The 18,267-nt window shown below is 69.2% G+C and carries 23 protein-coding genes and 2 pseudogenes; 9 read left to right on the top strand and 16 right to left on the bottom strand.

What is annotated here, in order from left to right; translation table 11 throughout:
• Positions 1 to 40: 40 nt before the first annotated feature.
• The 8 genes and pseudogenes from ACKTSN_RS22695 to ACKTSN_RS22730 form a co-directional block, all read right to left on the bottom strand.
• A pseudogene (locus ACKTSN_RS22695) lies at positions 41 to 277 on the bottom strand (sigma factor); the annotation flags it as partial.
• 10 nt (positions 278 to 287) lie between these two features.
• A complete protein-coding gene (locus ACKTSN_RS22700) occupies positions 288 to 734 on the bottom strand; it encodes a hypothetical protein (RefSeq protein WP_409470796.1) in 447 nt (148 codons plus the stop codon).
• Positions 735 to 784: 50 nt separating this feature from the next.
• Positions 785 to 2,365 (bottom strand): glycosyltransferase family 39 protein, encoded by a 1,581-nt coding sequence (locus tag ACKTSN_RS22705; protein WP_409470797.1) that lies wholly within the window; start codon positions 2,363 to 2,365, stop codon positions 785 to 787.
• Between the two features lie 17 nt (positions 2,366 to 2,382).
• On the bottom strand, positions 2,383 to 3,186 hold the full coding sequence (locus tag ACKTSN_RS22710; protein WP_409470798.1) for a class I SAM-dependent DNA methyltransferase: 804 nt from the start codon (positions 3,184 to 3,186) through the stop codon (positions 2,383 to 2,385).
• A 71-nt stretch (positions 3,187 to 3,257) separates the two neighbouring features.
• A complete protein-coding gene (locus tag ACKTSN_RS22715) occupies positions 3,258 to 3,899 on the bottom strand; it encodes a hypothetical protein (protein WP_409470799.1) in 642 nt (213 codons plus the stop codon).
• 80 nt (positions 3,900 to 3,979) lie between these two features.
• A complete protein-coding gene (locus ACKTSN_RS22720) occupies positions 3,980 to 4,213 on the bottom strand; it encodes a hypothetical protein (protein WP_409470800.1) in 234 nt (77 codons plus the stop codon).
• On the bottom strand, positions 4,210 to 5,130 hold the full coding sequence (locus ACKTSN_RS22725) for an ATP-binding cassette domain-containing protein (RefSeq protein ID WP_409470801.1): 921 nt from the start codon (positions 5,128 to 5,130) through the stop codon (positions 4,210 to 4,212). Before ACKTSN_RS22725 ends, ACKTSN_RS22720 begins: the two co-directional genes overlap by 4 nt.
• Positions 5,127 to 5,570, bottom strand: coding sequence for a GntR family transcriptional regulator (locus ACKTSN_RS22730; protein WP_409470802.1), 444 nt, complete (start codon positions 5,568 to 5,570; stop codon positions 5,127 to 5,129). The genes ACKTSN_RS22725 and ACKTSN_RS22730 overlap by 4 nt, the downstream gene beginning before the upstream one ends.
• A 181-nt stretch (positions 5,571 to 5,751) precedes the next feature.
• Here ACKTSN_RS22730 and ACKTSN_RS22735 point away from each other — a divergent pair, with 181 nt between their 5' ends.
• Both ACKTSN_RS22735 and ACKTSN_RS22740 read left to right on the top strand, forming a co-directional pair.
• On the top strand, positions 5,752 to 6,372 hold the full coding sequence (locus ACKTSN_RS22735) for an RNA polymerase sigma factor (RefSeq protein ID WP_409470803.1): 621 nt from the start codon (positions 5,752 to 5,754) through the stop codon (positions 6,370 to 6,372).
• On the top strand, positions 6,369 to 7,415 hold the full coding sequence (locus ACKTSN_RS22740) for a CU044_5270 family protein (protein ID WP_409470804.1): 1,047 nt from the start codon (positions 6,369 to 6,371) through the stop codon (positions 7,413 to 7,415). The genes ACKTSN_RS22735 and ACKTSN_RS22740 overlap by 4 nt, the downstream gene beginning before the upstream one ends.
• Positions 7,416 to 7,591: 176 nt before the next feature.
• On the opposite strand, the gene ACKTSN_RS22745 is transcribed toward ACKTSN_RS22740, so the two are convergent.
• From ACKTSN_RS22745 to ACKTSN_RS22760, 4 genes are all read right to left on the bottom strand, one after another.
• Positions 7,592 to 7,804 carry a DUF4287 domain-containing protein gene (locus ACKTSN_RS22745; RefSeq protein WP_409470805.1) on the bottom strand — a complete coding sequence of 71 codons (213 nt, stop codon included), beginning with the start codon at positions 7,802 to 7,804 and terminating at the stop codon, positions 7,592 to 7,594.
• A gap of 171 nt (positions 7,805 to 7,975) precedes the next feature.
• Positions 7,976 to 8,269: an SCO5918 family protein gene (locus ACKTSN_RS22750; protein WP_409470806.1), complete on the bottom strand. Its 294-nt coding sequence runs from the start codon at positions 8,267 to 8,269 to the stop codon at positions 7,976 to 7,978.
• Between the two features lie 161 nt (positions 8,270 to 8,430).
• Positions 8,431 to 8,634, bottom strand: coding sequence for a cold-shock protein (locus ACKTSN_RS22755; RefSeq protein WP_010986199.1), 204 nt, complete (start codon positions 8,632 to 8,634; stop codon positions 8,431 to 8,433).
• A 250-nt stretch (positions 8,635 to 8,884) separates the two neighbouring features.
• A complete protein-coding gene (locus ACKTSN_RS22760) occupies positions 8,885 to 9,241 on the bottom strand; it encodes a MerR family transcriptional regulator (protein WP_409470807.1) in 357 nt (118 codons plus the stop codon).
• 571 nt (positions 9,242 to 9,812) lie between these two features.
• Here ACKTSN_RS22760 and ACKTSN_RS22765 point away from each other — a divergent pair.
• The 4 genes from ACKTSN_RS22765 (at position 9,813) to ACKTSN_RS22780 (ending at position 12,425) form a co-directional block, all read left to right on the top strand.
• On the top strand, positions 9,813 to 10,016 hold the full coding sequence (locus ACKTSN_RS22765) for a cold-shock protein (protein ID WP_129798962.1): 204 nt from the start codon (positions 9,813 to 9,815) through the stop codon (positions 10,014 to 10,016).
• Positions 10,017 to 10,219: 203 nt separating this feature from the next.
• Positions 10,220 to 11,773, top strand: a complete 1,554-nt coding sequence (locus ACKTSN_RS22770; protein ID WP_409470808.1) for a DEAD/DEAH box helicase — start codon at positions 10,220 to 10,222, stop codon at positions 11,771 to 11,773.
• A 73-nt stretch (positions 11,774 to 11,846) separates the two neighbouring features.
• Positions 11,847 to 12,104, top strand: coding sequence for a hypothetical protein (locus ACKTSN_RS22775; RefSeq protein WP_409474897.1), 258 nt, complete (start codon positions 11,847 to 11,849; stop codon positions 12,102 to 12,104).
• A gap of 6 nt (positions 12,105 to 12,110) precedes the next feature.
• Positions 12,111 to 12,425, top strand: a complete 315-nt coding sequence (locus tag ACKTSN_RS22780; protein WP_409470809.1) for an SCO5918 family protein — start codon at positions 12,111 to 12,113, stop codon at positions 12,423 to 12,425.
• A gap of 49 nt (positions 12,426 to 12,474) precedes the next feature.
• Here ACKTSN_RS22780 and ACKTSN_RS22785 read toward each other — a convergent pair whose 3' ends face one another.
• Positions 12,475 to 12,837: a DUF952 domain-containing protein gene (locus ACKTSN_RS22785; RefSeq protein ID WP_409470810.1), complete on the bottom strand. Its 363-nt coding sequence runs from the start codon at positions 12,835 to 12,837 to the stop codon at positions 12,475 to 12,477.
• A gap of 613 nt (positions 12,838 to 13,450) precedes the next feature.
• Between ACKTSN_RS22785 and ACKTSN_RS22790 the strand changes: the two genes are divergently transcribed.
• Positions 13,451 to 13,618: a hypothetical protein gene (locus ACKTSN_RS22790; RefSeq protein ID WP_409470811.1), complete on the top strand. Its 168-nt coding sequence runs from the start codon at positions 13,451 to 13,453 to the stop codon at positions 13,616 to 13,618.
• Entirely contained in the window at positions 13,599 to 14,267 is a 669-nt protein-coding gene (locus ACKTSN_RS22795; protein ID WP_409470812.1) for a DUF2637 domain-containing protein, read from the top strand. The genes ACKTSN_RS22790 and ACKTSN_RS22795 overlap by 20 nt, the downstream gene beginning before the upstream one ends.
• A 47-nt stretch (positions 14,268 to 14,314) precedes the next feature.
• Here ACKTSN_RS22795 and ACKTSN_RS22800 read toward each other — a convergent pair whose 3' ends face one another.
• The 3 genes from ACKTSN_RS22800 to ACKTSN_RS22810 form a co-directional block, all read right to left on the bottom strand.
• Entirely contained in the window at positions 14,315 to 15,169 is an 855-nt protein-coding gene (locus ACKTSN_RS22800; protein ID WP_409470813.1) for an ABC transporter, read from the bottom strand.
• 143 nt (positions 15,170 to 15,312) lie between these two features.
• On the bottom strand, positions 15,313 to 16,206 hold the full coding sequence (locus ACKTSN_RS22805; RefSeq protein ID WP_409474898.1) for an ABC transporter ATP-binding protein: 894 nt from the start codon (positions 16,204 to 16,206) through the stop codon (positions 15,313 to 15,315).
• A 46-nt stretch (positions 16,207 to 16,252) separates the two neighbouring features.
• Complete coding sequence (locus tag ACKTSN_RS22810) at positions 16,253 to 16,675, bottom strand: GntR family transcriptional regulator (protein ID WP_409470814.1); 423 nt, start codon at positions 16,673 to 16,675, stop codon at positions 16,253 to 16,255.
• Positions 16,676 to 17,005: 330 nt separating this feature from the next.
• Between ACKTSN_RS22810 and ACKTSN_RS22815 the strand changes: the two are divergent.
• A pseudogene (locus tag ACKTSN_RS22815) lies at positions 17,006 to 18,255 on the top strand (RNA-guided endonuclease InsQ/TnpB family protein).
• Positions 18,256 to 18,267 lie beyond the last annotated feature (12 nt).

Genomic DNA, 18,267 nt, shown 5'->3' on the forward strand with positions numbered 1-18,267 from the left:
TTGGCCTGGGCCCGGCAGTTCGGCGTACGCGGACGCGTCAGGCCGGCGTCCTGACCGCCGAACCCGCGCGGGCCGGCTCCCGCAGTACGCGGCGGCGCCGGGTAGGCATCCCGAGCGTCGGGTTGGTGACGCCCCAGGCCGCGCCTTTGCAGACCAGGAACGTCTCCTGCACGGCGTCCTCGGCCTCGCTCGCGGAGCCGAGGAGGCGGTAGGCGATGGCCTCCAGGCGGGGCCTGGAGGCCTCGAACCGGTCCACGTCGTTCGTGGTGAGGGCCATGGCCCGGATCCTAGCTCTCGCGGCGCGCGACGGCCGCGGCATTGCGGCGCGGCCCCGTGAGAGCGGCCTCAAGGGCTTCACCCGTCATCTCGATCACTGTGGCATCGTCCTGCATGGCCGCAGGAAGGTGCGTATGTTCCTCCGCCCTGCACACGACCCCGGCCCCGCTCGGGTCGATGACGACCGCTCCCAGCCGGGAGACCAGCTCCGCGACGATGCCCCACACGCCTCCGGCATGCGGGCGGTGCACCTCGACGCCCTGCACACCGGCGAATGTCTCGGCCTCACTGCCGTCGGAAGCCCGGACCCAGAACCCGAGGCTCCCGTCCTCGCCCACCGTGAGCTGCAGGTCCCCGACATCGTGAGGTTCCAGAACAGCCCGTACCAACGCCATGTCCAGCAGCACCGGCTCCGCACCGCCGTCGACGAACTTGTAGATCAGCGGACTCCAGCCCAAGATGACCCCTCCACACCGCTCTTGGGGCGCGTAGCGCAGGTGGCGCCAATTTACGGCCTGTTGGCGGCAGGCCGGTTGTGATGCGGGCGGTCGATTCGTTCGTAGAGGGTGATGCTGCGACCGCGTCGGATCGTGGTGGAGCGTTTGGTGAAGTGGTCGTGCAGGATGCGTTGTTTGGCGCGGTCGCGGGCGTTGCGGGCGGGGCGGGGCTCTGCGTCGCTGATGAGGATGATGTGCCGTTCGCGCAGCATTGCGCGGGCTGTGGTGTCCGGGTCTGTTTCGATGCCGTGCAGGGTGGCGGACTCGACGGGGCTCCGGGCGAGCGCGATGTCGCGCAGGCCGTGGAACGCGCCCGGGGTGACCAGGGCGGTGTCGCGTCGGGCCGAGGGAAGGAAGACCACCGCGGCGCCCTGTCCACGCGCTGCGTCCACCACGGGGGCCGCAGCCAGTACGTCGTCGACGCGGCTGTGTGGGCTGCGTACATGCTGTTCCACGGGGAGCAGGGCGAGGAACGCGAGTGCCGTGACGGCAGCGAGCGGAACTCCGGGGTGGGTGGGCAGGCGCGTGGCGAGTGTGGCGATCGCTGCCCCGAGGAGGAGGGCGAGGCCGATGTGGGCGACCAGTACGTAGCGGCCGACGTAGAGGGGCTGCCAGGTGAGCGAGACGGCGAGGAGCATCAGCTGCGGGACGGCGCACAGCGGGACGGCCACAGCGGCCAGGCTCAGTTTTCCCGCCGCTGCCGGAGCCGGACCGGCGGGTCGGTGTGCGCGGCGCAGGAGTGCGCAGCCGCCGGCCGCAAGGATGGTGGCTGCGACGGTGTACATCGTGCCAGGGGTGGTGGGCTGTATCCAGGAAACCTGCCTGGATTGGCCCCGGCTGGCCAGGACGAGGGGCAGGGCGCCGAGTACGGCGGTGCTTGCGGCGAGGAGCCAGCGCACCCGGATGGTGCGGTGGGGCCGGGCGAGGGCGAGCGTGGCGGCGTGGGCGAGCAGCGCGAGCAGGGAGAACCAGTTGAGCAGCGCGCCGAGCAGGACGACGACAGCGTATGCGCTCCAGGTGCGGGTGCGCGGGCGGTGCATGGCCGCCACCAGCAGCCAGGTGGCGAGCGCGACGGTGGCGGTCACCATCGCGTACGGGCGGCCTTCTTGTGCGTACGTCTGGAGGGTGGGCAGCAGCGCGAAGGCGAGCCCCGCGCCGAGCCCGCTCCATCGGCCCGCGAGCCGGGCACCGAGGTCGGCGGTGAGAGAGGCCGCCACGGCCATGGCGAGGACGGAGGGTAGCCGCAGCGTCAGGAGACTGTCGCCGAAGACCTCGAACATGACGTGCACGAGGGCGTAGTACAGGCCGTGGACGACGTCTGCGTGCCCGAGCAGTTGCCAGATCTCGGGCAGGCTGCGGTGGGCGACCTGCCAGGTGGCGGCCTCGTCGCGCCACATGCTGTCCTGGCGGGTGATCCCCCACAGGCCCAGGGCGATCACGAGGCCCGCGGGCACGGCTGCCGTGAGTGCGCGGCTCGGACCGGGCCGTGGGGTGGCCGGCGGCACGCGCGGGCGCAGGACGACGGGTGGCCGGGGCGTGGTGACGGTGGGCGGGTCGAGCAGGGTGCCCGGGGGCACTGTGGGGGGCGGCATGTCGGATCCCGGCCGTCTCAGGTGGTGGGCAGGGCTGAGCGGCTGACACGTATCTTCGACTGGCCGTGCGGGCGCTTCTCCCAGTCCTCCATGAAGCGCGCGTGCAGGCCGTGCTTGCGGGCCAGGGCCAGAAGGGTCTCGGTGCGGTAGTAGAAGTCCTCGCGCAGCACCTGGTGTTCGGTGCCCTCGGTGCGGTCGAAGGTGAAGTCGAAGAACCCGGTGTCGGTCAACACACGGCCGACGTGGGCGAGGCATTCCTCGATGACGTGCAAGGGCGAGTGGGAGAAGACGCTGTGCGCGTGGATGACGTCGAAGTGGTCGCTGGGCAGGAAGTCCAGGGTGAGGTCGCCGGTGATGGTCAGGTGCGGCAGCTTGTCCTGGAGTTGGCGCTCGGTGAGGGTCTTCTTGGCGGCGATCAGGATGTCGGGCGAGATGTCGATGCCGTAGTAGTTGCCGGTGTCGAGGTGGTCGATGAAGCGCCAGCCGCCGCGCAGGTTGCCGCAGCCGATGTCGAGCATGCGGTGCTCGGGGCGCAGCCCGTGCTCGATGAGGTAGTCGAACTGCATCTGCCCGAGCGCCAGCCAGCGTTCGTGGGTCTGACTGCCGACCGCGGCCTCCGGGTTGCGGCGGGTGTCCGAGGCCATCACGGCCCGGTAGTAGCCGACGTGGTCGGGGTGCTTCAGGCGCAGCCAGGCGTCCCGGCCGGCCCGGCGGAGATACGGGGTGACGCGGCCGGGGTGGCGCAGGGCGTAGCCGATCTTGTGAGTGAGGGCGGCGCGGTTGTTGCGCAGTTTCTTGGGCGACTTGGCGTCTGCGGGCATGGCGAAGCAACCTCCGTACATAGGGGACCCCGGGTGAGGGGCTGAAGGGCAGATGCGTTGGTTCGGCTCGGTCAGATGCGGCGGCGCAGGACCAGCACGGTGACGGCCGTGAGCAGGAGGGCGAGGCCGCCGAGGACGGCGGTGTCGATCCACTGGATGGTCCAGTAGTCGCCGGCCGGGTTGGCCTCGTAGAAGCGGGCGACGTACCCGTTCCGGTCCATGCACTCCTTGAGCTGGGTGCCGGACGGGAAGGGGCAGTTCATCACGTCGTCGCGGCGGCCGGAACCGGTGATCAGGCCGTAGTTGCCGGTCGACCACTTCTCGCCCATGGGCAGTTTGGGGATGCTGCCGGCGCTGGTGTAGGTGTGCGGTGGGACCAGCAGACGCGTCTTGTGCGTCCACTCCAGTACGAGCGTCATCGCCCCGGTGACCAGGAGGGTCAGGCCCATCGCCGCCAGGATCCGGCGGGCCAGCAGACCCAGCAGTGTGCCGGCCGCCAGGCCGAACAGGGCGGCTGCGACGACCCGCGGGCCCGAGCCGCTCAGGGCCGTGGTCTCGTACCAGAACAGGCCGTAGCTCCGGTCGGCGGCCGGTCGCCACCACCACGCGAACACTCCCGCGAGCAGGCCGGAGAGAGCCACCGCGGTCGCCGCGGCGAGGGCGAACCGCGAGGCGAACCACTGGCCGCGGCTCACACCCTGGGTCAGAACCATGCGGTGCGTGCCCAGTTCCCGGTCACGGCCCAGCAGCGGGGCGCCCCAGAAGACGCCGATGATGACGGGCAGGGCGATGTTCAGCGCCCCGAGGTACTGCAGCGGCTCGATGTCCAGCAGCAGGGCACACCGGTGTCGGAACGCGTGCAGGAGATGGGCCCGGGGTCGCAGTGGTCGAACAGCCCGCTGCGCAGGGCGTCCAGCATGCCCGAGCGGTAGTACGCGGCGATCGCCGCGACGGCGGCCAGAACAGCCGCGCCGACGCCGACCAGCACCCGCTGCTGGCGCCACGCGAGCCAGAAGGAGCCGTTCATGCCGCCGCCTCCGTCCGCTCGGCGGCCGCGGTGCGCACCATGTCATCGGCGTCAGCGGCCTGGAGGTGACCGACCAGGATGTCCTCCAGCCTGGGCTGCTCGACGTGCCAGTCGCCGTGCAGCGGTCCGTGCTGCCGTACGAGGGCGGTTGTCTGTCTGCCGGCGGTCCGGCGGTGTACGACGGTGTGTCGTCCGGCCAGGGGGTCGGCCTGGTCGGCGTGTCCGGTGAGGATGACGTGGCTCTCGCGCAGCGCGTCGGCGTCCTCGCTCAGCTCGACGCGGCCGTCCTTCAGCAGCAGCACCCAGTCGCAGGTCTGCTCCAGTTCGGGCAGGACGTGCGAGGACAGCACGATGCTCATACCGCGGTCGGCGGCCTCGGCCATCAGCGCCGCCATGATCTCGCCTCGCGCCACGGGGTCGAGGTCGGCCATCGGCTCGTCGAGCAGCAGCAGTTCGGGCCGCTTGCCGAGCGCCAGGGCGAGCGCGACACGGGTGCGCTGTCCGGGGGACAGCTCGCCGACGCGGGCGGTGAGCGGGATGCCGCCCTCGCAGACGGTCCGCTCGGCGGCCACCTGGTCCCACGTGGAGTTCAGCTTCTCGCCCATCCGCAGGGTGTCCGCCACGGTGAAGCGGGGGTAGAGCGGCTTGTCCTGGGTGAGCAGAGCGACCCGGGCGCGGGCTTCGGATGTGCCCGGTACGGCGTCCAGCACGCGTATCTCCCCGGAGTCGGCGTGCAGCAGGCCGCCGGCCAGGTGCAGCAGGGTGCTCTTGCCGGCGCCGTTGCGTCCGACGAGGGCGGTGATACGTCCGCTGGGCACGGTGAACTCGCAGTCCCGCAGGGCCCAGCCGCTCCGCGCCCGGTAACGGAATCCGAGTCCCGTGGCGCGCAGTGCGGCCGGCGCGTCAGGCCCGGTCATGCGTCCTCCTCTTCGCGCTCCCGGTCGCCCGGGGTGTGCTCGTGTTGCTCGTTGTCGTGGGCGTCCAGAGCGGCGGTGACCATTGCGAGGATGTCGGCCCGTTCCAATCCCGCCGCGCGGGCGCGTGCCGTCCAGTCGGTGAGGTCCGTGCGCAGGGGCGAGTCGTTCTCCGCGCCGGGCCGCGCGAGCGACCGCGTCACGAAGGTCCCCAGCCCACGGCGCAGTTCGACCAGGCCGGCCTGCTCCATGTCGCGGTAGGCCCGCAGCACGGTGTTGGGGTTGATGGCGGTCGCCGCCACCACCTCCCTCGCCGTGGGCAACTTGTCCCCGACCTTCAACGTGCCCATCCGGAGCGCCCGTTCGGTCTGCTCGACGATCTGCACGTAGGCGGGTACGCCGCTGCCACGGTCGATCCGGTACTCGACCACGTCACCTTCCATGGCTCCAGTGGGCTTCCATTAATGAATTAACACAAGCATGGTGGAGGTGTGGCCGGGCTGTCAACGGGATGAACGTCGAGGCGTGGCGCAGGCCACAGGAAGTGCTGTGGCACAGGCCACAGGAACCCGGGTGGGACGGCGGAGCGTACAGAGTGTGAGGCATACAGAACCAGCGGAGTCGATGCGTGCGCGCGTACGGGCAGGGGACCGTGCGGCATTCGCCGACCTGTACGACGAGCACGCGAGGGCGGTCTACAACCATGCCCTGCGCCTGACCGGCAACTGGTCGGAGGCGGAGGAGGCCATGTCCGAGACCTTCCTCGCCGCTTGGCGTACCCGGGAGACGGTGGAGCCGGAGGGCGGTTCACTCAAGCCCTGGCTGCTCGGCATCGCCACGCACAAGGCGCACAACGCCAACCGTGGTCTGCGCCGCCGGCTCGCCTTTCTGGCGCACAGCCCGGAACCACGTCCCGTCGAGGACTTCGCGGACGAGACGGCCGGCCGAATCGACGACGCCCGCCGTCTCGCGGTGGTTCACGAGGCGCTGGGCCGGTTGCGCCGCCAGGACCGGGAGGTGTTCGCGCTGTGCGTGTCGGCCGGGCTGGACTACCAGCAGGCCGCCGACGCGCTCGGCATCCCGGTCGGCACCGTGCGGTCGCGGCTGTCGCGCGCCCGGGCGCGGCTTGCCCGGATCAGCTCCGGTCAACTCGACCGCGCACAGGCGGAACCGCGGGGCCCTCGCGGAGAGAAGGAGAGTGAGGCCGCGTTCGCGGCCAAGTTTCTGCAGGAGGAAACCGGATGAACAACAACAATCCGCAGCACGCCGGTTCCGCCCGGAGTGAGGCCGAGGAGTTGCTGTCGGCTCCGGCCGAATGGGACCTCCCGCCGAGCAGACACCTCCACTACAAGGACGTTCTGATGCAGCAGATCGACCACGACCGCACCCCTTCCCCCCAGGCTCGCCCGGCGCCCCGCCGCCGGCCGGCGCGTGGAGTGGTGCTGTTGCCCCTCGCGTCGATGGCACTGGCCGGGGCGCTGATCGTCACGCTCTCCGGCGGAGACGACACCCCCGCGCCGGCGACCCGAGCCGCCGAGGCCAACAGCGCTTCCGCCATTCTCAACCGGATCGCAGTCGCCGCCATGGCAACCGAAGAGACACCGGTGAAGGACGGACAGTTCGTGTACGTCGAGAGCCTGGTCCGCGAGAACAAGGGCGCCTTCGAGGGTCCCGTACGGCTCGGCGCCCTGCACAAGCGGGAGGTCTGGATGTCGCAGAACCCCGGCCCGGTCACGAAGACCGGGTGGATCCGCGAATCCGGGAAGGACGCCGTGATGCCCGGTCAGCTGGGCCCCATCGAGTCCACCGCCCCCCTCTCGGCGGGCATCGACCACCCGACGTACAAGTGGCTGGCCTCGCTGCCCACCGACCCCGACGCGCTGCTCGACCTGCTCTACACCCAGACCAGGGTGGAGGAGGGCGAGTCGAAGGAGCAGGCCGTCTTCAACGTGATCGGCGACCTGGTGAGCGAAACGATCATGCCGCCGGCGAACGCCTCCGCGTTCTACAAGGCAGCCGCAAAGATCCCCGGCGTGCAGGAGATCCCCGACGCCGTCGACGCCGCCGGCCGGCACGGCATCGCCATCACACGCGAGGACGCCTCCTCCGCGACCCGTTACGAATGGATCTTCGACAAGGACACCCTCGCCTTCCTCGGCTCGCGCGCGTACATCACCCATGACGAGGCCAAGAGGCTCACTTCCGACACACTGTTCAGAACCAGCGCGATCATGAAGCGCACGGTCGTCGACCAGCACGGCAAGGCACCCGCCAAGACCGACAGTTGACCTGCATCACGTCGGGTCCCTCGGGCGGTTCCATCTCCCCGCCCGAGGGACCCGACGTCCGCCATGACGATCAGCGGGTGCCGGCCGGGATCGAGTTCGCGTGAGTTCGGTTCTCGTCACCTGCTCCAGCTGAAGGCCCAGGTCGGAGACCTGGGCCTGGTCCGTTGTCGGCAGGTTCAGTGGCCGGCGTGCTCGGCAAGCGTGTGCGCCACGAGCGCGTTGGCATGGCCGTGCCCCAGGCCGTGCTCGCTCTTGAGCCAGGAGACGAGTTCCATGTGCCTGGTCAGCGGTGAGGTGCGGATCAGGGCTTTCCACTCCGCTATCGGACGGCCGTACTTCTTCTCGATCGAAGGGAAGTAGCCGGCCGGGCCCTTCACAGGTGCGGTCACGTCAGTCGCATCCTTTCCTTCAGTCGATCAAACGACTTCATGTCGCGGTCAGCGCCGCCGGAGCCGTCACGCAAGGCTGCGAGGTACTCCTGCGCGTGTTGTCGGTCATGACCGGCGGGGACAGGAGAAGTAATCGACCTACAGAAGTGACCTGAGTCACCTGCCCCTCCGTCAGTCGCCCCACTGGGCGAGCGGTCCGTACGCCGGGGCGACGGCGGACGGGAGTTGCGGGGGCGCGGCGTGGCAGGTGAAGCCGAGACGAGTCAGTGCCCTGGTCATCTCCCCGACGGTGAAGTCACGGCGGTCCTGGCCCGTGATCACCTCGCCCACCTGCTTGACCGGATACACGCGGCCGCCGATGTCGACGCAGACGGCGGTGACGGGCTCGGGTCGGACGCTCTCCATCGATGTCTCCACCTCGCTCTTGAAGAGGTCGAAGGGATAACGGGCGATCACACAGCGCATGGTGCCTCACCAGGAGTCGGGATGGCGGGAGGGGGTGGAACAGCGGCGGGTGTCTTCGGAGGATCCTGGCCCGGGAAACGGAACAGGGGCCCGCACCCAAGGTGCGGGCCCCTGTTTCGTCGTATGTGTGTACGAAATTCAGACGCGTTCGGACGCGAGTGTCAGGCGGGAACGATGTTCTCCGCCTGCGGGCCCTTCTGGCCCTGCGTCACGTCGAAGGTCACCTTCTGGCCTTCCTGCAGCTCACGGAAGCCCTGGGTGGCGATGTTCGAGTAGTGGGCGAAGACGTCGGCGCCGCCGCCGTCCTGCTCGATGAAGCCGAAGCCCTTTTCCGCGTTGAACCACTTAACGGTACCGGTGGCCATGTCAATTCTCCTGAGGCAGTGCTGGAGGCCCGCACCTCGCGGGCTCCCTCATCGCTGTGATGATCACCTGCCCGGGAATCCCGAAAAACGGCAACCACAACTGCAATTCACGTCGAGTCTAGCACGGAAGAAATCGGCGACAAGGAAGCGAGAAGGGAGGGGGAGAAAATCCCGGACCATACGACGGCCGGGTGCAGGGAAAAGCCTCTTCCAGTACCGGTCGAATTTCTTCTCCGGCGCCGTCAGATTTTCACTCGCCGCCGCTGTCAGGCCCCTCGTCCGGACGGCCTTCCGGGCGGCGCAGTTCCTCGTTGGCGCGCAGGGCCTCGTCCAGCCGGTCCTCGAGACCGATGATCCGGCAGGCGGCCTCGATCGGGGTCCCCTGGTCGACCATCTCGCGGGCGCGGGCGGCGAGGCGCAGCTGGTGGCGGGAGTAGCGGCGGTGGCCGCCCTCCGACCTCGTCGGCGTGATCAGTCCCGCCTCGCCGAGGGCCCGCAGGAAGCCGGGCGTGGCACCGATCACCTCGGCGGCACGACCCATGGTGTACGCCGGGTGGTGGTCGTCTTCCAGCCGGTGGGCGGTGTGCGACCGGTCTTGCGAGGGCATGGGCACCTTCCTGCGGACCACCGAAGTCGCGGCCCGCACCAGGGGAGCGGGTTCCCCGTAGGGGAACTCTAGTCGCCCGTGCGGAATTCCTGCCGCCGCGGGCACAGATGTCCTCGGCCGGGCACGCGCGGCCACTGTGCCGACACAGCGCTCGTGACCCGCGGCGACCAGGACCCCACTTCTTCCCGCCCGTAACCTCGGATGTGACCTTCATCACAGTGCGGGTCTCGGCGCGTTCCCCGGCGTCTCGTCCGCCGGCGCCGACGGCAGCCGAACGCGGGCCCATCGAAGGAGGTCAGGGGCGCTGTTGCCGGAGGCGCCCGACCGCAACGGCGGGGCCGGGCGGAGCAATATCTGTGGTCGTGACGTGAGAAATCGACGCGGCGTGCGAGGAATATTCCCCAGCCGACAGACCGGGCGGAATTATTTACCACGCCTGGACGATGACGCCGTGGTACTGTCCATATCAGTTGCAGTTGTGGTTGCCAGAAGGTTTTTCCGACGGGTCGATCATTACGGCGACCGGAGTCCGCACAGGGCGAACTCCGAACACCGTCCCGAAGGAGAAAAAATGGCTACCGGTACCGTGAAGTGGTTCAACGCGGAAAAGGGATTCGGCTTCATCGCGCAGGACGGCGGCGGCGCCGACGTCTTCGCCCACTACTCGAACATCGCCACCCAGGGCTTCCGCGAGCTGCAGGAAGGCCAGAAGGTGACGTTCGACGTCGCGCAGGGCCAGAAGGGCCCGACGGCCGAGAACATCGTTCCCGCCTGACACCAGAACTGACGCTTGCTTCGCAGCTGGGGCCCGCACCTTGGGGTGCGGGCCCCAGCTCGCTATGTTTCAGGGCGCCGCAGAAGAGGATTCTCGGTTCGCCCCCCATCATTTTCGGCTCGTTCTCGCGATTCTCGGCGCTGTTCCATGACTGCGCCATTTCCTTGATACGTGCCGCATCAAGGAAAGTGTGAAGGTTCCGCATGAGCCGTGCACGCACAAAGCGCACATACGACCGCTTCGGTGGCTCCGCCACCAACCGCTCCTCCGGCGCCCCGCGCCGTTCCAAGGGCTCCAAGGGCTCCAAGGGCTCCAAGGGCTACGGAGGCCGACAGACCGCGCCGCAGGGCGACTTCGCGCTGCCGGTGACGACGACGCCCGCGTTGCCCGCCGTCGAGTCGTTCGCCGATCTCACCCTGTCGGCGCCCTTGCTGGCCGCGTTGGGCCATGAGGGCGTGACCGTACCGTTCCCGATCCAGGCGGCGACCCTGCCGAACTCCCTGGCCGGTCGTGACGTACTCGGCCGTGGCCGCACCGGTTCGGGCAAGACCCTTGCCTTCGGCCTCGCGCTGCTGGCCCGTACAGCGGGTCGGCGCGCCGAGCCACGGCAGCCGCTCGCCCTCGTCCTCGTACCCACCCGCGAGCTTGCCCAGCAGGTCACCGACGCGCTCACCCCGTACGCCCGCGCTGTGAAGCTGCGGGCGGCCACCGTGGTCGGCGGGATGTCGATCGGCAAACAGGCCGCTGCGCTGCGGGCCGGGGCGGAGGTCGTCGTCGCGACGCCGGGACGGCTCAAGGACCTCATCGACCGGGGCGACTGCCGGTTGGACGACGTCCGCATCACCGTCCTCGACGAGGCCGACCAGATGGCCGACATGGGGTTCATGCCCCAGGTCACCGCGCTGCTCGACCAGGTGCGCCCGGACGGACAGCGGATGCTCTTCTCGGCCACCCTGGACCGCAACGTCGACCTGCTGGTCCGCCGCTATCTGAGCGACCCGGTGGTCCACTCCGTCGATCCGTCCGCAGGCGCGGTCACCACGATGGAGCACCACGTGCTCCACGTACACGACACGGACAAGCAGCGGACGACCACCGAGATCGCGGCGCGAGACGGCCGGGTGATCATGTTCTTGGACACCAAGCACGCGGTGGACCGGCTGACCAAGCACCTGCTGAAGAGCGGCGTCCGCGCCGCGGCCCTGCACGGTGGCAAGTCCCAGCCGCAGCGCACGCGGACCCTCGCCCAGTTCAAGAGCGGGGATGTGACAGTGCTGGTGGCGACCAATGTCGCCGCGCGCGGGATTCACGTCGACAACCTCGACCTGGTCGTCAACGTGGATCCGCCCACCGACCACAAGGACTACCTGCACCGAGGCGGTCGTACGGCCCGCGCGGGCGAGTCCGGCAGCGTCGTCACGCTCGTGACCCCCGACCAGCGCCGCGGCATCAGCCGGCTGATGGCCGCGGCCGGCATCACCCCGCGGATCGCCTCGGTACGTTCGGGTGAGGCGGAGCTCAGCCGTATCACCGGGGCTCAGGCGCCTTCCGGTGTCCCCGTCGTGATCACCGCGCCCGTGGCGGAACGTCCCCGCCGCGCTGCGTCTTCCAGGTCTTCCAGGTCTTCTTCAGCTGCTTCGTCTTCTTCATCTTCTTCGTTCCGCGGCCGCCGCGGCCGCGTTGCTCAGGGTCGACCCGCCGGCGAGACGTCAGGTCGCAGGACGCGGCGGCAGTCCACGCTCGACCCGGCGGCGTAGAGCCATCGGACCAGAAAGCTCACCCATCTCGGAGGAGGCAGCTTTGACGCCGGTTCAGGTGCAGCAACTTCAGTTGGCTCCCGCCCTCGTGACCGGGGCCGAGGACGTGGACGCGTCCTGGCCGCGGGTCCGTGACGACATGACCGTCGAGGTGGCTCTGTCCGTCATGGCCGGTGCCCGTGTCGAGTATCTGCTCCTGTGCGACGGGGACGATCAGCGCACAGGGTCCATCACCCGGTCCGAGCTCGCCGTTCACCGCGGGAGCAGCACGTACACGGACCGGACCCGGCTACGGGACGTCCTCGCCGGACCGTTCTCCTTCTCTCTGTGAGGCATCATGCGCTGTGTCATCGCCCGATACCCGTTCGAACTGACCAAGAACGAAGTGCTGGCCTCGATGAAGGGCATCACACCCGAACTCATCTCGGGTGAGTCCGTGACCATCGGCCGCCGCCGCTACCCCGTCAAGCAAGTGGGCGAAGTCATCACCCGGCAGGACCGTCGCGACTTCACCAGCGGCGAGGTCGTCCGGGCCATGACCCGCCTCGGCTTCACCTGCCACGACCACCCCGACGCCACGCCCGTACGTGTCCCCACTCCGCTCCAGGCGGCGACGGAACTCCTCGGCGGCCCCGCACCCCGGGACGCATGAGCAAGCGCGAAAGCCGTCATCGGGCAGTCCATCGGGATACGCCGATCCGTCAGTCGGCGTCCACCAGCCCCGTGGCCCGGCCTTCGTCGTCCCAGCGGACCTCGAGCACGCGCTCGACGGCGTCGCGGTTGACGGGGCCGAACACATGCGGGAACAAAGTGCTCTCGGCGACGCCGGGAGGCGGAGCAGGAGCGGCCGCCTCCCACTCGCAGTTCGCGGTGAGCCGGTCCTCGTCGAGGACCAGCGCCAGCAGAGGCCGGGGGCTGGTGCGGTAGAACGCGTTGACGATGGTGAGCGTGGTCTCCTCGTCGGGAGAGCAGTGGACGAAACCGTCCTCGGCGAGGGAAACGGGTGTGTACGGCCGGTCGGGATCGGCGTTCCACTCGTCACGCGACACGACGTGATAAATCATGATCCGGTTATACAGCAGTAGTTGCACGGCCTCAGGGGTAGCCGCGGCATCCACCAACGGCTAGCGCTCACCGAGGAGTTCCGCCGCGTAGCCGGCCGCCGCGGCGACGCCGGGCACCTCATCCTCCGGCGCGGCGACCAGCAGGGCACACCGTGGTCGGCGCTGTCGCGGTCCCTGGCCCTGGTGCGGACGTACGCCAGGGTCTGCAGACCGGGAACGTACGACGACACCACGGCGTCGAGTGCGGCGCCGCAGCCGTCGAGTTCGCAGTCGCGCGAGGTGCACTGGGCCGCGTGCAGCGGCAGGGGCGCTGAAGGCGCCGGTCGGCATCGTGCTGGGCCTCGCCTCCTGGCGGTCACTGCGCCAGGCCGTCCAGGCGCTGTGCCGGACCACCGAAGCGGCGCTGATCCTGCAGCACATGGAACAGCAGACGGGCCCGCAAACAAACGACGGTAATCCAGGAATATAAGTTCTTCGGCGCTTGAACATCGCCGATTGCGTGCCGTTATTCACACTCCGTGCGCCCCTTTCGAGTGACTCGCATCCCCCGAATGCCCGACATCTCTCCCACTGTTGGGCTCGTTAGGTGATCGTGACTTGGAAGGAAGGGCCCGTGGCCAAGACGCTTTTCGGGCACGACACCGGCGACCTCGAGACGAATGTCGATGTGCGCCTCATGTACTGCTCGGACCTGCTTGATGATTTCCATAAAAAGATCAGACAGATGGAAAGCGAATACCTCCGGGCGATGATGGGGCTGTATGACCACGATGCGCGATGAGTCCGGGCTCTACGATTTTCAGACCTCGGTCGATACCCAGCAGCTGTGGAGCGTGGCCCCGGAACCGGACATCCCGCCGAACGACTGGGACCCGGTCGAGGAACTGGCCCAGATGCTGTCCACCGCGTCCGCCGAGCCCACTCCGGACCGGCTGGCCGGGCGACCGCATCGCAGGAGCAACCGGCGGCGGCCCCACCCGGAATCCCATTTCCTTGACGGCGGTCAGCGTGTCACTCACGTCACGCTCCTGATCGCGGCGATCACGTTGAGCGCGGTGTGCATGCTGGGATGGTCGCTCTCCTATTCCTATGACCAACTGCGCGCCATCGCCTCGTCCGTGCTGCCCATGAGATTTGCGCAATGGTGGCCGATGACGGTGTTCGGGCCGTGGCTGGTGGCGGCGCTGTCCATCGTGCGGGCAACCGTTCAGCAGCGGAGCGCGCGGCGGTCCTGGTGTGTCATCCTCGCCGCGTCCGCCCTGGCGGTGGCGCTGTCGGTCGGCCACTCGTCACGCTCGATCCTGTCGTTAGTGATCTTCGGAATTCCGCCGGTCACCGCTCTGGTGTGTTTCTGGGAGCTCGTCGGCCAGGTCTCGACGAAGCGCAGGCCTCGGCACGCCGTGGGCAGTCAGGGGAAAACCAAGCCCTGAAGGGTGCCGTACCGGCGCACACTCACGCGTGCGCCGGGGGCGGTGGCTCAGACGAGCCGCTTACGGCTCCAGAGGAACAGGAACGCCGTGACGGCGGCCGTCAGGGCCAGGAGGATCGGCGCGCCGAACCACTGCATGCCGTTCATCTGGGAGATCGGGAGATAGTCCACCGACCAGCCCACGACGTCGGCCTGCTTCAGGCACAGCTCGCGCGCCTGCTCGGTCTCCTCGTGCACACAGGTGCTCCAGCCGAGGAGCTCTCCGCTGCCGGTGAGGTACGACTGGTCGATCTGGTATGCGGCGTCGGGCAGCGTCGGGAAGGCGTTCTCAGCGAGGACGCCCTTGTTCGTGGTGACGGTGTCGCCGAGGGCCAGCCGGAAGTGGCCCCAGACGAGCTGGACGACGACGGCGAAGCCGAAGGTGACCACCATGGCCGCCAGCGTACGGCGCAGCACCATGCCGATGGCCACACCGCTCACGACGGTGAACAGGGTGAGGGCGACGGGCACCGGGCCCGTGGTGTCGAACGCGGATCCGGAGGTCCAGTCCATGACCGTGTTCTGGTCCTTGACCGGGCTCCACCACCAGCCGAACACGACGGACAGCGCGACCGTGTTCACCACGATCAGCAGCGCGGTCAGGCCGAGCTCGGTGGCCAGCCAGCGGAGGCGACCGGTGGACTGGGTGGTGACGAGCTTGGCGGTGCCGTGCTCCAGATCGCCCGCGAGCAAGGGAGCGCCGACGAAGACGCCGAGGAGGATGGGTATCAGGCCCAGCGCCATGGAGGCGCGGCCGAAGGCCTCGGTGTACGGCTCGAGTTCCGGGCCCAGGCTCGGTATGTCCTTGGCGGGCCAGCCGTAGCCGGTGAGGAAGTCCGTCAACTGGGCGCGCTGGTAGACCATCCAGGCCAGGCCGATCGCCGTGCCGACGAGGATGGTCCAGTAGGGGGCCCGGCCCTCATAGGGTCAGGTCATTCCGCCGAGCCGAGGGCCGCGGGCCGAGCCGGTGGCCGGCGAGGTGGTGGTCGGGGTGTCGGTCACGGTGCTCACGCGGCCACCGCCCGGATGCCGTGCGCCTGGCCGGGGACCTGGGCGCTGGGCGTGATCAGGGGTGGGGCCTCGGGTGTGCGCAGGTAGGCGAGCAGGAGTTCCTCCAGGTTCGGGGTGTCGGTCTCCCAGGGGCCGCCGATGGGTCCGTCGGGGCGCAGCAGGGCGGTGTACTGCCGTCCGCTGGGGCGGGATTCGACGACGGTGTGGTGCGCGAGGTCCTTCGGTGTGCCCTCGCCGTCCCGGACTCCGGTGACCAGGGTGTGCGCCTCGCGCAGTTCGTCCACGCCGCCTGCGAGACGTACCCCGCCCGAGGCGATGACGACGAGGTAGTCGCAGACGCTCTCCAGCTCGGCGAGCATGTGGGAGGACATCAGCACGGTCGTGCCGTGCTCGGCGGCCTCGGCCATGAGGGTGGCCATCAGTTCGTGGCGCACCAGCGGGTCGAGGTCGGACATGGGCTCGTCGAGCAACAGCAGGTCGGGGCGCTTGCCGAAGGCGAGGGCGAAGGCGACGCGGGTGCGCTGTCCGCCGGAGAGGGTGCCGATCCTCGCGTTCAGGGGCACGTTCCCTGCACGGACGATGTTCTCGGCGGCCCGCTGGTCCCAGGATCCGGGGTTCAACTCACGTCCCAGACGCAGGGTTTCGGCCACGGTGAAGCGGCGGAAGAGCGGCTTCTCCTGGGCGAGGAACGCGGTGCGCCGGACGGCCTCGGTGGATCCCGGGGCGGCGCCGAAGACGCGCAGGTCGCCCTCTGTCGGCTCCAGCACATGGGTCGCTGTGCCCAGCAGCGTGGTCTTGCCCGCCCCGTTGGGTCCGACGAGTCCGCAGATCCGTCCCGCCGGCAGCCGGAAGGAGCAGTCCCGCAGGGCCCAGCCCCGCCGGTACCGCATGCCCAGCCCGACCGCCTCCAACGCCGGCCCGCCGGCGTACGTACCGTCACTCACCTGTGCTCCTCGCCTCTGTCATTGCGCCGTACTGCTTCTCCATGGCCGAAGCGACCAGCGCAGCCACGTCCTCCTGCTCCAGGCCCGCCTCGCGCGCCCGCGCCATCCACGCCACCAGCTCCCCGTGCAACGGCGAGTCCGCGCCCGTCTGGGGGCGGGCCAGCGAGCGGCGCACGAAGGTGCCGAGACCCGGCCGTGGCTCGACCAGGCCCTCGCGTTCCAGCTCCCGGTACGCCTTGAGCGTGGTGTTCGGGTTGACCGCGCTGGTCTCGGCGACCTCCTTGGCGGTCGGCAACCGGTCCCCCGGTTCCAGAACGCCGAGCCGCAGCGCCTGCTTCGTCTGCTGGACGATCTGCTGATAAGCGGGGACCCCGCTCCGCCTGTCGATGCGGAACTCCAAGCCCTCCACCACCATTTCACTACTTGATTAGACGATGGAGGGCCGCCGACGGACTTGTCGACGCCGGTCGTCCGGAGGCAGCCGGGGACGGTAGAGCGGACGACAACTCCGTCCGGGCCCTGGACAGTTGACGGTCGGCGTCAACATCCTCGATGGAGAAAGGTGCACGACACATCCAGTTGCCGCGGTCAATCCTCGGAAGGTGGCGCCAGGGAGGAATCGCATCCTGAGTGAGCGGTGCGGAGCACCGCGGCGGCATCCGGCGCTGGGAGAGGCCTCGAGTCGGATGGCCGGTTTTCCGTGTTCGAATGCGGGGGCCGCCGAGTGCGGGGTAGCGTCGCGGATGTGAAGCTGGTGGTGCAGGTGAAGCTGCTGCCGACGCCCGTACAAGCGGCGGCACTTGAAGCAACCCTGCGCGCCTGCAACGAGGCGGCCACCTGGGCCAGTCGCATGGCCTTCGAAAACGATGTGAAGAAGAACTTCGCGCTGCGCAAGCTCACCTATGACGAGGTGAAGGCGCGGTGGCGGCTGGGGGCCCAGGCCGCCCAGCACGTCGTGAAGAAGACCTGCGATGCCTACGCGACGCTGAAGGCGAACCTGAAGGCCGGGAATCTCGGGAAACCCGGCTCGAAGCGGTACCGCAGGGCCACGAGAAGCCGGTCGCCTTCCGGCCGGAGGGTGCGCAGCCCTACGACGACCGGATGCTGTCCTGGCAGATCGCCGAGCGCCGGGTCTCCATCTGGACCGTGCGGGGCCGGGTCAGGGACGTTGCGTTCACCGCCGCCCCCGAGCAGTTGGCCACCCTGGCCCTGTACCGCCGGGGCGAGTCCGACCTGGTGTGCCGGGACGGCGTGTGGTTCCTCCTGGCCACCTGTGAGGTGCCCGAAGCACCGCTGAACACCGAACCGGCGGACTTCCTCGGCATCGACCTGGGCATCGTGAACATCGCCACCACGTCCGACGGCGAGATCATGGCCGGACGCGACCTCAACCGCGTACGGGTGCGGGAACGCACGCTGCGCACCAAGCTGCAGAAGAAGAACACCCCGTCCGCCAAGCGCCGGCTGAAGAAGCGCAGGCGCAAGGAGGCGCGGCGGGCGAAGGACATCAACCACAAGATCGCGAAACATGTGGTGGCCGAGGCGGAACGCACCGGTCGCGGGATCACCCTGGAAGACCTCACGGGCATCCGCGAGCGGGTACGGCTTCGCAAGCCCCAACGGGCCACCCACTCCAGCTGGTCCTTCGCCCAGCTCGGAGGGTTCATCGCGTACAAGGCCCGCCGGGCGGGGGTGCCGGTGGTGTACGTCGATCCGGCGTACACCTCGCGCACCTGCGCCGAGTGCGGGCATATCGACAAGGCTAACCGGGTCTCCCAGGCCTGGTTCGCGTGCCGGAACTGCGGATTCGTTGATCATGCAGACCGGAACGGCTCCCGCAACATCCGCGCAAGAGCGTGGGAGTTGTGGCGAAGCGGGGCGCAGTCAATCGCCCCTGCCCCACCACCACGCCAGCGTGGCGGCGGGACTGGACGCAAACGCAGCGTCACCGCCAGTGACGCCCGTTGTGCAAGCCCATCGCTTAGCGACGGGTAGTTGACTTACGCG

This window comes from Streptomyces flavusporus, from assembly GCF_046267975.1.
GTDB lineage: Bacteria > Actinomycetota > Actinomycetes > Streptomycetales > Streptomycetaceae > Streptomyces > Streptomyces flavusporus.